This window comes from Pseudomonas putida, from assembly GCF_005080685.1.
Lineage (GTDB): Bacteria > Pseudomonadota > Gammaproteobacteria > Pseudomonadales > Pseudomonadaceae > Aquipseudomonas > Aquipseudomonas putida_V.
On the sequence record NZ_CP039371.1, the window covers coordinates 1,702,847 to 1,716,553 of the forward strand.

Annotated in this window: 9 protein-coding genes; 5 read left to right on the forward strand and 4 right to left on the reverse strand. The window is 57.3% G+C overall.

The features are described from left to right. Positions 1-23: 23 nt before the first annotated feature. The 4 genes from E6B08_RS08150 (at position 24) to E6B08_RS08165 (ending at position 9,320) form a co-directional block, all read left to right on the forward strand. Entirely contained in the window at positions 24-2,480 is a 2,457-nt protein-coding gene (locus tag E6B08_RS08150; protein WP_136913547.1) for a hypothetical protein, read from the forward strand. Between the two features lies 1 nt (position 2,481). Further along, the gene (locus E6B08_RS08155) at positions 2,482-4,431 is read left to right on the forward strand and encodes a hypothetical protein (protein ID WP_136913548.1); all 1,950 of its coding nucleotides are present in this window, start codon (positions 2,482-2,484) and stop codon (positions 4,429-4,431) included. Continuing rightward, entirely contained in the window at positions 4,428-5,324 is an 897-nt protein-coding gene (locus E6B08_RS08160) for a hypothetical protein (RefSeq protein WP_136913549.1), read from the forward strand. The genes E6B08_RS08155 and E6B08_RS08160 overlap by 4 nt, the downstream gene beginning before the upstream one ends. A 78-nt stretch (positions 5,325-5,402) precedes the next feature. Next, positions 5,403-9,320 (forward strand): RHS repeat domain-containing protein, encoded by a 3,918-nt coding sequence (locus E6B08_RS08165; RefSeq protein ID WP_136913550.1) that lies wholly within the window; start codon positions 5,403-5,405, stop codon positions 9,318-9,320. Positions 9,321-9,405: 85 nt separating this feature from the next. On the opposite strand, the gene E6B08_RS08170 is transcribed toward E6B08_RS08165, so the two are convergent. The 3 genes from E6B08_RS08170 to E6B08_RS08180 form a co-directional block, all read right to left on the reverse strand. Then, a complete protein-coding gene (locus tag E6B08_RS08170) occupies positions 9,406-9,948 on the reverse strand; it encodes a fimbrial protein (RefSeq protein ID WP_136913551.1) in 543 nt (180 codons plus the stop codon). 116 nt (positions 9,949-10,064) lie between these two features. Continuing rightward, positions 10,065-10,790: a molecular chaperone gene (locus E6B08_RS08175; protein ID WP_136913552.1), complete on the reverse strand. Its 726-nt coding sequence runs from the start codon at positions 10,788-10,790 to the stop codon at positions 10,065-10,067. A gap of 63 nt (positions 10,791-10,853) precedes the next feature. After that, positions 10,854-11,393, reverse strand: a complete 540-nt coding sequence (locus E6B08_RS08180) for a fimbrial protein (protein ID WP_136913553.1) — start codon at positions 11,391-11,393, stop codon at positions 10,854-10,856. 317 nt (positions 11,394-11,710) lie between these two features. Between E6B08_RS08180 and E6B08_RS08185 the strand changes: the two genes are divergently transcribed. Further along, entirely contained in the window at positions 11,711-13,204 is a 1,494-nt protein-coding gene (locus E6B08_RS08185; RefSeq protein ID WP_136913554.1) for a hypothetical protein, read from the forward strand. A 42-nt stretch (positions 13,205-13,246) separates the two neighbouring features. Here E6B08_RS08185 and E6B08_RS08190 read toward each other — a convergent pair whose 3' ends face one another. Continuing rightward, entirely contained in the window at positions 13,247-13,657 is a 411-nt protein-coding gene (locus tag E6B08_RS08190; protein WP_136913555.1) for a PA2817 family protein, read from the reverse strand. Positions 13,658-13,707: the final 50 nt, after the last annotated feature.

Genomic DNA, 13,707 nt, shown 5'->3' on the forward strand with positions numbered 1-13,707 from the left:
CTTAACACTCGGAGAAACTTTCAATGAACAGCAAATCTCTTATACAGCCTCAAATAGCAGGTACCCAATCGCTTGAGGATTTTCTCGAAAACATGCGCAAAGGGGTGCAAACGTTCGGCTGGGATGCACTGCTGGTGTTCGACAAAGCCGCTACCAACACCCTGTTGATGCAAGAGTACATTGACCGGTTCGACACGGACAGTTATTTCCCGCCTTTTCCTAATGACGTGATCGATACCGAGGAAGGTTACCAGCATGTCTTGATCGGTTTGGTGATGGATAAGCCGCGGTTGTCGTTCGAGAATGCCACCATTGTGGACTCAAGAGGGAAACTTGTGCTGCGCATGGTAGGGGGTAAGCAGGTTCAGCTTCACAAATCATTCAAGGGAGGGAACGAGGTCCGCAGCATAAAGCGTCTTTCAGTGCTCAATGCGGCTGCCGGCCCCGCACTGCTCATGAATATAAAGCTGAGTCAGGTGCCGGGTAGCGTCGATACGAGTGGCAAGGTGATGTTGAACTTGAGCGAGGGCACTGATCATGTTTTTACCGGGCTGGAGACCCAATATGAGAAGATAAAACTGGGTTTGCATCTTGAATCCATCATAAAAAAATGGGGTTCAGAATTGACTCAGTTCCAGCTCAGCGAGTTGGCCCAGGATGAGGGGGCTGATTTGCAGCCAGGGGAGTTCGGTATTCGTACCCATCCGGCACCGGGTGCAAGTGTTCTCGGTAGCGGCACCTATGGTGAAGGGGCAGTGGTGGTATTCATTGCCATGAGGGGGAGTAAAAATGGCAGTTATCCGCATGCCGATGGAGACCTGTTGTACATGCTGCCCACGGCGACAACGCCTTATACCAGTAACTTGCTGCTTGGAAATAGATTTATTTTGGAAGAAATGATTCTTCCCCGAATCGAGCGTGCGCAATGGGTGCGAGACGGTAAGTTTGTCGTGAGGGATCTGGGCGGGGATGCTGGATTTGGGTTGTACCCAACTGCAGGGTCTATGGCATTTGGCGGCCTAGATACTATCTGGCAAAACGGTTTGTTAGAAACCTACACGCTGAAAGGTCCGGGGGGACGGTTATATTTTGGTGAAGGTGATCCGCCCATGCAGTTCAGAGTGGTGGGCAATATATTGAAATTCAGTTGGGTGAGCCTAGTCACGGACGTCTCATATCATTGGACCTGGGTAAACGTGCCTTTTGGTGGCGATGAAGGAGACATACCCTACTCGTTGCAGATTGAAGCGCAGGCTGATTTCAGGTTTTACTTGAAGCAGGAAGAGGGGAGGAATGTCATTGCTTTTGAAATGATCAGGACATCGGAAGTGGTGAATTTCGATTACGCTGGGGGGGCGTCAGTGCAGGCGGGCCACAAGGAAATAGTAAAGAAAAAAGCAGACGAATATATTAGCGCGCTAAAGGGCGGCCTGCGTTTAGGTGAGCAGCTAGTGACCGCGCTGGCCGGGATTGACTTTTCACTCGATGCATTCCGTCTGAACAGCCTGTTGTTCCGTAGTCAAAATGTGGTTTCGCCACGCGATCTTAACTGGCCGCTGGACTTGACTGTTTTGGGCGATTTGGCCCCTGAGCGTACCACCCTGGTGGTCAGCCCGGCGGAGGTGATCGTAGCGGCCGGTAAAACCACACAATTCACGATCGAGCCTGACAGTAGCGATGTCGCTTGGGCCGTGGAAAACCTCCCTGGTGAGACGGGCGCTAAAGGCAATATCGATGATAACGGCCTATACACAGCGCCCTCCGCTGATTCCCTGCGTGAAGCTGGTCACCGTCGGGTGATCGTGACGGCCGCCCGCGAAGGCATGGTCAGCAAGGCCTTGGTCAGCCTGGTCGAAAACGAAGTGTCGGTGTACCCCTTGGTGGCGGCGGTCAGCTTGGGTGCCAACTACCCGATGAGCGCAGGTAGCCCTGATTCCGCCGCGCTGGAATGGCAAGACCCGCCCGAGGAGCTGGGAACGATCGCCCCGGACACCGACCCAGACAATCCGGGCGGTTACGTCTTTACCGCGACGACGATGCTGCCCCCTTGGCAAAGTGGGGACCCCCTGCACTATTTTGGACTGCGTTTGGTACCCATCACCGTGCAGCCAAAGGTGGGCGGTGAGCCAGCCACCATCGACATGCTGGTTGTCGGTGCTCAGACCGGGAATTACTGGCTGGAACCCAACTCCAACGCTGATGGCAGTGTGACCGTCAAGTTCAAGCGGCTTAACCGCAACGGTGAGGTGACAGACGTTCCGGACGACGACACCGAATGGACATTACTCAAGGGCGATGGAGCTTTCGAGAATGGCGTCTACACGCCGAAAGAGGGTTCGGCGGAGCAATACGCAATTATCGTTGCCTTCTACGACGACGGTGATAGTGCTGACCGGTTCGACTACATCATCCTCCCTGTGCCGTTCGTTTCGGTCAAACGCTACGCCGATATGCTCAACCCAGCGATCAAGGAAGTGTGAGATGCACAGTCATTCCAAACACGTCATTCTGGAACGGATGAAAGAGGCCTCGGTGCGTTTTGGCTGGGGCGGTGTACTGGCCCTGGACCGCAGGCTCCTCGACCTGGTGTTGCGTGAGCAGTTTCTTGAAGCGATCGGTAATTTCAGGGCCCTGGAACCTATCAGCCTGGATGCCGAACTAGATGAGGGTGGGGTATCGAACGTCTCGTTCCAGGGGCTGGTACTGGGTGCACCGCAGGTAAGCTTCGAGAACACGACGGTTTCGAGTTCAGAGCTGACGGTACGGTTGAATATCATCGCGGGGGAGTACTTGCGCACCCAGCGTGTGCCCGGTAGACCCAAGCGCGTCATGGAAAGCTTTACCATCAGTGAAGCGATGGGCTATCGGGTCGAGGCCCAATTGCCCTTGCGTGTCGAGCAGCTCGAGACCAGCCGATATGCATCGGTGGTACTGGATTTGGCGAGTGCCGCCGAATTCACCACCAATCTGGGGCCCACCGATTATGTCAACATCATGATCGGCAGAAAGTTGCAAGAGTCTATCGGCTATATGCAGGCGTACCGGCGCACGTATGCGTTGGCTCACATGCGCATGGACGACTATTACCCGTTGAGCCCGAAGCAGCTCTTGGTCCGGACCATGGCAGCGCCATGGGGGCAACAGGAGCATGACCCTCGTCATGGCGACGGCGCTGTGCTGGTATTCATGCAACTGGGTACCGACCTGCGTGCGGGGGGGCAACCGGACCCTTCTTTCGATTTCCCCTACCCGATTCCCGAGGAAGCGAACGGCCTACCTGGCACCTTGATCCTCGACCCCGATATTCCGGACCTGGGCGCAGGCGATGCGAAGGATGTGCTGAGGACCTTGCAGCTGTCCAACGACTATGCGTTTACCGCCAATGACACGCAAACACCTCATGACCTGGTGCTTTTCGGTAGTTGGCGGGCCAGTGCACAGAGCGTCGTGGTAGAGCCAGGCATCATCAGCGTCGTGGCCGGGCGAAGCACGACGTTCGCCGCAGAAGGCGCGACAGGCGCGGTGCAGTGGTCTGCCCGCAACCTGAGGCGCCCTGGGGTTACCGGGGCTTTCGAGAACGGCACCTACAGCCCGCGTGGCGTAGCCGATTTCGCCCAGGACCAGCAAATGGTGCTGGTTACTGCAACCTTCCCCGAAGCGGGGGGCGAGGGGCGCCGCCATGCATTGGTCATGGAAACTGCCCGAGCGATGCAGGTTGCGCCGCGTGTGGCCAGTTGGGTTGAAGGTAACGCGCCGATCGAGCTACGTGCCGCGGACAGTGACGGTGGCACGCTGGAGTGGAGACTCACGGGGGCAGTGCGCTTGTCAGCGGGTAAACAACGAGGCTTGCCGCTCGATGAGGCGCTTGGCAAGCTTGAAGATCTGGGCAACGGGCGGGCACGGTTCACGCCGGATCCGCCCGCAGGGGGGGGGCCAGACCTGCGCGTGCAGCGGATCAGGGTGAGCAACCGGCAAAGCGGTGAACATGCCGAGTGTGCGGTGGTGGTCATCAAATGGGAGGCAAGCTTGAATCTTGTGCCCTTTCACCTGCGGCAGGCGGAGTCGGTTCAACCGACGCAGTTCGTGGTCGAAACGGAAAGGGCAGTGACATGGTCTGTCTATGGTGAAGGCGGTATTGATGCCAATGGCGTTTACACCGCCCCCGAGGCGCCAGAAATGCCCATTTCGGTTGTTGCTGCGGAGGATGATGATCGCGCCGGCTATGCCGTCGTTGAGTTCAGCGAGGGCAGAAGGGTATCGGCGGCGATGGTGCCTTGGACCGCTCTTAGCACCTTCACGATCAGGGCTATCAGCGCGCCACGCTGTTTCGCCAACGGCTGGCAGCAGATAGAAGTCGAGGTAGCGGTCGCCGCCGCAGGCGGCCCACCGGGGAAGAGTTGCAGATTTCCGACGATGACCTCGCTACCTTGAAGTTCGTGAATGTGGTGAGCAATCAACAGCTGCCTTTCCTTGAAAAGGATGAAGACGCACTGGACGCTGCAAGTGGAGATGGTTGGGCAGTCAATAACAATGGTAATGAGATAGATCGGCAGCCGGCGGTCGCTCACGCAGACGATGGCATCCTAGGGCCTATCAGAAGGCGCCGCTTCTTCATGCACTCTCGTGAACCCGGGATGATCAAGGTGCGTGCGGAGATCCAGAATGCTGAAACGTACCTGTGGTTCAAATCTGAGGGTATGGGGGCGGACGATACCCTCGAGATGACCGGTTTGCCGTTACCGTCCTTTACCAGGCAGTCTTATTCCTTTGTGCGCACACGTGTTGCTGGGGACGATTCACCTTCCGACGGTGATGAGTTCGCTTACGTGGATAACAGTACGGATTATTGGCTGCTTGAATATGTGGGGCGCGATACCCAGATAATCAAGTTCGCGCGTTTACGCATTGCGAGTGCCGCTAATAAATCCAGCGTGCTCTGGGCCTCGCATTTGGTTGATGACCGATTCGTCAGTTACACGGGCTTTTCTTTCCAGTCTGATGACAGCAACATCAACGATCCCTTGCTGTTCGACGGTCTGCTCTATCGCATGGCAAAACAACGGTCGCATCGCTTGCCCAAGCTATTGGATGAAAAGGGACCTGGTGCGGGGCAGTTGATGCTCAGCTTGCACCGGTCGGATAACTTCCTCTTCGGCGACGCTGCGGGGTCGGGTTATACCCAGGCACTGGAAAAATCACTGTTGTTCGACTTGATCGATAAGGAAGGCAACGAGCACCCACTCCGTTTTGAATACGGTGTGGAAGAGGACGATGCGAGGAACGGGCTTGCTGCTCGCGACAAACTTCGATTGTTCCGTCGTTGATTGAGGTGACCTGGTCTTGGGGCGTGCAGCTCGCCCTGGGACCAGATGCCAACCTGAAAAACAAGAGGACGATAGGCCATGGCGATCGAAACAGTCATTCATTCCAATGCATTCAACGCCAGCAGTTTTGTCGAGGGGGGGGTCGATCCCCGTACAGGGCAATACACTTTGGGGATCAACGTGCTGCCCATTGTCGGTAATGACCAGATCGGACCCGACCTGCCGATTCGCTTGATGTTCAACCCGTTCAGCGACGACAACGTCGGCTTCGGCAAGGGCTGGTATATCGCGCTCACACAGTATTTACCCGGTAGCCGTATGTTGAGGTTGCACACGGGAGAAAGCTACAAAGTCACCGGGACGGGGGAACAACCGCCGATCCGAGAGAAAAAGTTGGACAGTTTTCACTTCCATGACGACAGCGGGCGGGGCAAACGACAATATCGGGTCGTGTACAAGTCCTATATGGAGGAAATACTTGAAGTCTATGGGGATGGGGTGAACGAAGTCGCTTTGCCTGCCGAGGTCAGGGCGGCGTCGGGCCATCGCATCCAGCTTGGCTACACGAAAGACACGCAAAGGCTGGAGAGCATTGTCGATGGCAATGGCTTGCCCCTACTCAAGATAGGGTATAGCAGCGGCAGTGTAACGTTGGACCTGCACCCTGGCGCCAAGGGCGGCATCGAGCCATTGGCGCGTTATACGCTCACGTTGGAGAACCAGCAGCTAATTAAAGTGAGCCTACCTGCGGAAGTGGGTGGCAACTGGCGATTCGAGTACAGCACCGTGCATGGGCTGACCTGCGTGGCCAAGGTCTCGACACCCTACGGTGCCATAGAGCGGATCGGTTATGGGGAAAACCAGGATCCTGGCCATCTGCTGCCCGGTGGTGGCAAGCGCGCAGCGATACCCCGGGTAACCTCCCATGCAATCGAGCCGGGGGGCCAACAGCCATCAATGAACACCACCTATACCTACACCATTTTGGTAGAGGGCGTAGAGACCGCGCGCAACTTCGTCGGCTTTGGCAGTGGTATTACCTGGGGTGACAATGGCGAAGACAACCTCTACCGCGCACCGTCTAGCTACTTGTACCGCAGCACTGCCCACCAATGGGGCAAGGGGCCGGACGGGCAAGACAGGGTACTGCGCACTGTTCAGCGCACCTACAACCGTTTTCATTTACTGGTGCGTGAGGTCACCGAGCAGGAGGGGCATGTGCTGACCAGCGAAACGACGTATCACGGTAAGGTCACCGATGCTTTCGAAACCCAGCCGGCCAATTTCCAGCTTCCTCGCGAAACCCAGCGCAAATGGGCGCTGGCAAATGATGCCTCGCGGGTTCGTGAGGAACCTCCTACGCAGACGCTGTATGACTTGCATGGCAACTTGACCGAGGTGGTGCTGCCCGTCGGTAAGCGCACCGTTACGGAGTATTATTCTGCTCTGGGCGGGGAGGGGTGCCCTGCCGACCCGGATGGCTTCGTGCGCAGCCCCATGAGGCAGACGGTGTACCCCGCAGTCGGAGGGGACGCGCCAGCGCCGATACTGCGTACGCACTACCGATACGTGGCGCTGGGCAGGGTCAATCACCCGGATGCCATCGCCGCGCAGGTAGCGGATACCTGGTTGGTACAGCAGCAGGAAACCTTGTGTGAAGTGCTGGATGACGTCGAGCAGGCTCCATTGCAGGTCACCACTACGTGCCCTGTGGACAAGCCCGATGATCTGTTGCGCCATGGGCGCCCTTTGCTGCAGACCTTGTGCATGGGCAGCCTGAATACCAGGACCTGTTTCACCTACAGCAAGGAAGTGCGCAATCAGCACCCCGTGCTGGTTACCCAGCAGCGGCTTACCGGTTTCGACCACGGGCAATCCATGTTGGCTACCCTTCGGCGCCACGGCGCCCTGGATCCCGCACAGTTGCACGCAGCATGTGACGAACCGCGGGATGTCAGCAAGGTCATCACCCTCGAGACCTCGCTGCTGATCGGTGAGCCGCTGCTCAATCGCGACGACAACGATGTTGAAATTGCCTATGAGTACGATGCGATCCGTCGGGTTACCCGCGAGACAGTGTCACCCAACGACGACCGTTATAAGGCATCGCGCACTTACCAATACGGGCTGGTAGGCGCGCCAGGCGAGCAGGCCTCGCAAACGAGGGTGGACGTCAAGGGCGTGGCGATTCTTACCCGGATCGATGGTTTGGGCCGGGTGGCCAGCGAAGCACGTCATGATGCCGACGCTGAAGAGGAGGACCGCCATCAGCTGTTTCGCGAGTGCAACAAGTTCGTCTACGATGAGCTTGGCCAGTTGACCGAGGCAATCGAATACGACTGGCTCACCGATACGCAAATGCCGCTTGCCACGCAGTACGTGTATGACGATTGGGGCCAACAGTCCTGTGAGATTGGGCCTGATGGTGTCAAACGCTTCGAGGTGCATGACCCGATCGGTTCCAATCCGACGGGAAATGACCCAACCTGCAACATGCCAACCCAGACCCACTGGAGCGAGTCCGCCGATGGCAGTTTGAGCCAGGGCAAGACCATCACCTGGTTCAACCTCTTCGAGGCACCAGCGCAGGTCCAGCGCTTCGACCTTTCGGGCAAGCTCTATGGCAAGCATCAGTACTTCTATGATGGGCTGGGGCGTAACGTGCGAGAAGTCGACGCGCGCAACGCGGTCGTCCGCAACACCTATGACGCCTTCGACCGCCTGGTCGACCAGACCCTGGCGGATCGCTCCGTGGTTCACCGGGACTACGCCGTGCACAGCAGCGAAGACCTGCCGATCCAGATTTCCGTTGCAGGTAACACCCTGGGTGAGCAGGTATTCGATGGCCTGAACCGCATGATCGCTTCCATTACCGGGGGGCGTCCACGGCTCATGTGCTATGCGCCCGGCCAAAACAACCCGTACAAGGTGACAACGGCCGCGGGCAATGGCATCCAGTACGAGTACGTTCCGCAACTGGGTGAAGATCCCCAACTGCGGCGCCTACCCGGGAAACAAGCGGATTACACCTATGACCCCGCCAACGCTCGGCTTACCTGGTGCAAAGAGGAAGGTGAAGAACTGTCTCGGGTGTATTTCAGTACCGGTCAGATCAAATCGGAAACCCGCATGATCGGTGCTGAGCACTGGTCCATGGAATATGGCACCTCCTTGCTGGGGCGTCAGCTGTACTACGTGGATGTCCTCGGGCAGACACAGACCTACGCCTATGATGAGGCTGGCCGGTTGAAGGAAACGGCATTGGGTACCACCCAGAGCCATTTCTTCTACGAGGGGCTGGGCTATACGCAATGCATACTGACCCTGGACGGTGCACAGGGGCTTGCCACCGAACTGGAGTACGACCACCAGGGTCGGGAAGTCTTGCGTCGTTTCATCTTCTTGAAGACGGTTGTCGAGGCGCCGATCGAGGGCTTCAGCTTTACCAATGAGTGCGTTCAAGCGCTTGTCGACGAGGCAGGGTTACTCGTGCAGGGAGTGCAGGAACTGGGGCAGGCCTATAGCGTCCTGGACCAGATAACACGCAAGTCGCTGAGCGAGAATGGCGACGTCTTGCGCGAGGAAACCTTCGACTACGACGCGCGCGGCCGCCTGGAGGCCTACACTTGCGCTGGGCCGATCGCCTACTGCCCGAAAGATCCCGCTGGCAAAAACATTCGTGAGCAGTATTTCCAATTCGATGCCCTCGACAACATCATTTGGCTATATACCGGGTTCGAAGAAGAAGACGGTACCACGGGTGATAACGAGGCTACCTATCTCTTCGACTATAAGGACCCTGCACAACTCAGCGGTGTAATGAATACACATGCTGACTACGCTGACTTCACGTTGCGCTATGATTTGGATGGCAATATGGTACAGGATGATAAAGGTAAGACGCTGAGCTACGACGCGCTGGGCCGCTTGAGCAGCTATGACGGCAGTGGCTATGGCTACGACGCATTGGACAGGTTGTCGAGCCAGGATGCATGAATACTCTGAAATGAACATCGGGCCGTAAGGCCCGATGCTTTTGGATACTCTCAACGTGCCTGCGCTTACACGCCAACTTCGCTGCTCATGGAATATCTACTCTGAACTGCACGTCGCTATTGGCGAGACCGGCGGTAACGCTGGCATCGATCGCTTTGTAAGCAGCAGTAAAGATCATATCGGTCGGCAGGCTGTCATGCAGAGGGTATGGCCTGGAGGCTACACCATTGTCGATCGGTGCGCCGAGGTTGTCCTTGATGACGAGGGCCAGGCCGCTGGCGCCGCCTGGCTCCAAGGCATACAGCGTTCCGCTGGCACCTGCGCCGCCATAGCTGCCTGTGAAGGTCACGCTGGCGTTGGCGCCCGGTAGCAGAATGCAGCCAGCCGACCCTGGAGTGAGGCGCAAGCCGAATGATCGTGAAGCTGCCTCGTCATCGGCTTTCTTGAACTCGCTGGCGTTGACGTTACCCATACGGATTCTGCTGGCGGGTAGGCCAGTAGAAGGGTCGATGATTTCGATCGCACAGGTGCCTGACTGTACCTGGCCGAAAAAGTTGATGGCGCCGGTATTGGCCAGTGCTTGGTGGCTGGCCATGCCAAGCCCCAAGGCAACGAGGATTTTTTTCATGAACTGCTCCTTGACGGCGTGAGCGCGTTGGGAAGACCACTCCAGTCCAATGCGATGCCCCATACAAGGCCATTGGCTTGGCAGGGGGTGAACAGGGCCGGAGGACGGGTGGGTTCTCATGGACCGATCGACAGTGCCTTTTGCACCACCGGCGTGGCTACGCCGTAGTCATTGATGGTGGTGAAGGTCAGTTGCAATCCGTTGACAGATTCGATGCGGGTGAGGTCATAAGCTTGCTGGCCGAAGGGCGGCGCCATGGCCATGGCCTGGATTGCTTCGGTCTGGCCGGCAGCGCTGACTTCCAGGCGGCCGAAGGTGTAGTAGAACGGCGTCGGGTTATCCACGATCAGCTGCATACGCCCGGCGCTATGGCGCACGGACCATTTCAGATCGGCGGCGCGGTCGGCCGGCCGGTCTTTCAGTTGGCTAGGGCGGTAGAAAAGCTTGATGCGGGTACGCAATGCGACATTGAGTACGTTCTCATCCTCAGGGCTGGTTTCGGGAATTTCCTGCACATTGAAATAGAACAGCGTCTCCCTGTCTTCGGGCAGATGGTTGGGCAAGCGGCTGATCTGCACCATCTGCTCCTTGTCAGGGTCCAGCCGAAACAGCCCCGGTGACGTGGCCAGGGGCACAGGAGTGTCCGTGTCGTCCTTTGCAGTGTTGCTCCAGGTCTGCACTGCATAGGGGCGCGGGCTAGGGTTGGCGATGACGACTGACGTGCTGCGTTTGTCACTGTCGAACACGACCCGTGTGGTATTGACGGTCAAGGCTGCCTGTACGGGTGACAGGGTGCATGCAAGGCAGGCACCCAAGGCAAGGCGGCGCAAATGGGTAGTCATCTGGCGTTACCTTCAGAAAAGGATGGGCAACTCCAGGCCCGGTAGTGTGCCTGGAGAAAATTGTCATGGAATATCGACAAAGAACTGCACATCGGTATTGGCGCGGCCTGCCGTTACGCCTGCTCCAGTGGATACATAGGCGGCGGAGAAGATCATGGTGGTAGGGTTGGTAGCGTCCAGCGGGTAGTCCTTGGAAGCCGTACCATTGGTTATTGGCGTACCAGCATTGTCCTTGATGATCAAGGCCAGGTCAGCGGCGCCACCTGGCTCTAACGCGTAGAGTGCATTGCCTGCGCCTGCTCCACCGTAGGCACCGGTGAAGGTTACGTTGGCATTGCTGCCAGGGGCCACGACACAGCCGGCACCTGGGGTAACCCGCATGCCGAAGGCACGGGAAGCAGCTTCGTCGCCAACGTTTACGAACTGCGAAGCACTGACGTTGCCCATGTTGATGCGCGCCACCGGCAGCCCGCTTGCAGGGTCGATGATCTCGATCGGGCAGGTGCCGGCGTGCACCTGGCCGTAGAAGTTGATCGAGCCGGTGTTGGCGAAGGCTGTAGTGCTGGCGAGGCCGAGACCGAGTGCGATGAGGATCTTTTTCATGAGAACTCCAAGCTGAAGTGGTTGCGGGCACTGTGTATGTCCGCCAATGCCTGCAGCAAGCGTTGTAGCGGGGGGCGGCAGGAGGTGGCTAAGTTAGTCATCGGATGTAATTCAGTCTGTAGGATTAATCTGAAGGGGCGCCAAGGAAGTACTGCGGCTTGGCGCTCCTCATGCTTAGTCAGTGCGTTCATGAGAACGGCGATTCTCGGGAAGATTGGAGGTGCTCAGTGCGGCGGTCAACTGGTAGTTTTATCAGTTGACCTCATTGATTATCCTGTCCCTAATTGGATCTCGATGCTTAATACCGGGAGCAGACTATGAGCGCGGGGAAATTTGATAGACCAGATTCTGACGATGATGATGCTGTGATGGTATCGCTATGGGGCAAGGCTGCGTTCATTAACTCCCTCTGGGCATTGCGATCCCCTTCGCCTCACACCATACACGACACTAGGGAACTGATCCACGGCGTATGGGAGACGACATTGACTCGCTTTGGCGAAGTCGAGTTGACCAGGGGGCAGAATGTTCTTCAGGTATCGCTATACCGTCGTGATGAGACGGTAATACGTGTATCGCAGCGTAGCGGTATCGACGCGAAGCAGATCATCAAGGTCGATGGTATCAATCCACTCACAGGTCAACTCTGTATCCTCATGAGCGCCGAAAAAAGTTGGATCACTTATGACAAATCGAGTGCTGGAGCGCTCAGCGTGGAGTGGAAGGACCAGGCCGCATACATTCTCTGGAATCCTTTCCCCTTAGAACCTCCGGAGAGGTATCAAACTTACTTCGAAGGGTTGAAGAAGATCACTGTAGGCTCTGTTGATAGTGAGGCAAATCCCTCTCTAGAAAAACTCTACATCGTTGAACGATTCTCCGGGGGGCAGCTGGTTTTTATGATAAGCGAGCGACCTCTGGCATCCGCTACCGTTGCCCTCTGTTCGCAAGAAAACAGTGACGATCAGCCGCTTGCCAACAATGCCTTGGTGGCTTTATTCCGTTCGAGCAAATTTCCTGAAGCGGCCGCTGGGAGAGAACCGGCGGAGGCCAGATGGCTTTATCAACTAGTCGCGCCCCGTGGGTCGATGAAGGTGGTCGGAGGGGAAAAAGATGCAGGGGGGTGGCTTACCGAATACGGCAAGGATTCTAAGAGGCGTGCAGGCGTTTCGCCGCGCACCGCGAACCAAAACATCCAGACACTTTCTCCTCATGCTCGAATTGTTCAGGCCGGTGATGAGCCACAGCGCCTGGAGTTCGTAGCCACACCGCTAAGCAGTGCGAATTGGACCCTGACAGGCGCAAAGCGGGGGAAGCTGGAAAGTGATAGCGACGGGTACTTCTATGTCCCTCCTATAAGCCTCTCTCCGGCAGCGGTATTCGATGAGTCAGTAGAGTCGTTGATCCCCGCTGCCTATCGATCCAGTTTCAGCGGCCTGCCTGTAGTCACTGATGTCGTGCAGGTTGCCAACGCTACACAAACCGCCATGTCGACCTTCGTTACCACTGTCATACCGCCCACACACTTCTTCAGGTTTGGCATCCACCCGGATGGATTGGAGCTGAAGCTGTGGTGGGTGACCAGAACAGGTGAGCGTCAGGTCCCGGCTGAGCGGGTGAAGTGGCATGTGCTGTCGGGTAACGGCATGGTCTCTGCGCAGGGCCTGTTCGTACCCGCTACGCAGGCCCCGAGTTCCGTCACGATTGTGATGGCAGAAGATTTGTCAGATGACTCCGTGTGGCTCTACGGGATTGTCATCGTTCCTTTACCGTTGATTGCGGTGGATGACGTGATGCGCCTGCTGGAGTGAGCGAGCACCGACTCGGCCTGCATGCCGAGGGCGAGGCAGGTATCAGTGCTGGTTACGTTGTTGCGCGCTAGTCAACAGTTGCTTCTCCTGGTTCCAGTCGAAGGGGGCGTCGTTCTGCTCAGCCGCAAAACGGCGCTCCTCCAGCTCCTGGTACAGGTCCAACTCGTCATCAGGCATGAAGTGCAGGCAATCGCCGCCGAAGAACCACAACAGATCGCGGGGCACCAGGTGGGCGATCTGCGGATAGCGCTGGATCACCTGGCAGATCAGGTCCTGGCCCAGGTACTGGCTCTCCAGCGGGTCCTGAGGCAGCAAGGTCAGCAGTTCGTCGAAGCGCTCGAGGAACAGGGCATGGCTTTCTTCCGGCACTTGCTCCGCGTCTGCGAGTGCCGCGAGTATGCTCCGCAGGTGGTGGAGAAGTTGCAGGTGATAGTCCAGGTTGGGGGTAGCCATGGTAATCCTCGAGGTCTTTGAAGCAGGCGGAGTATACGCCGGTCGCACGA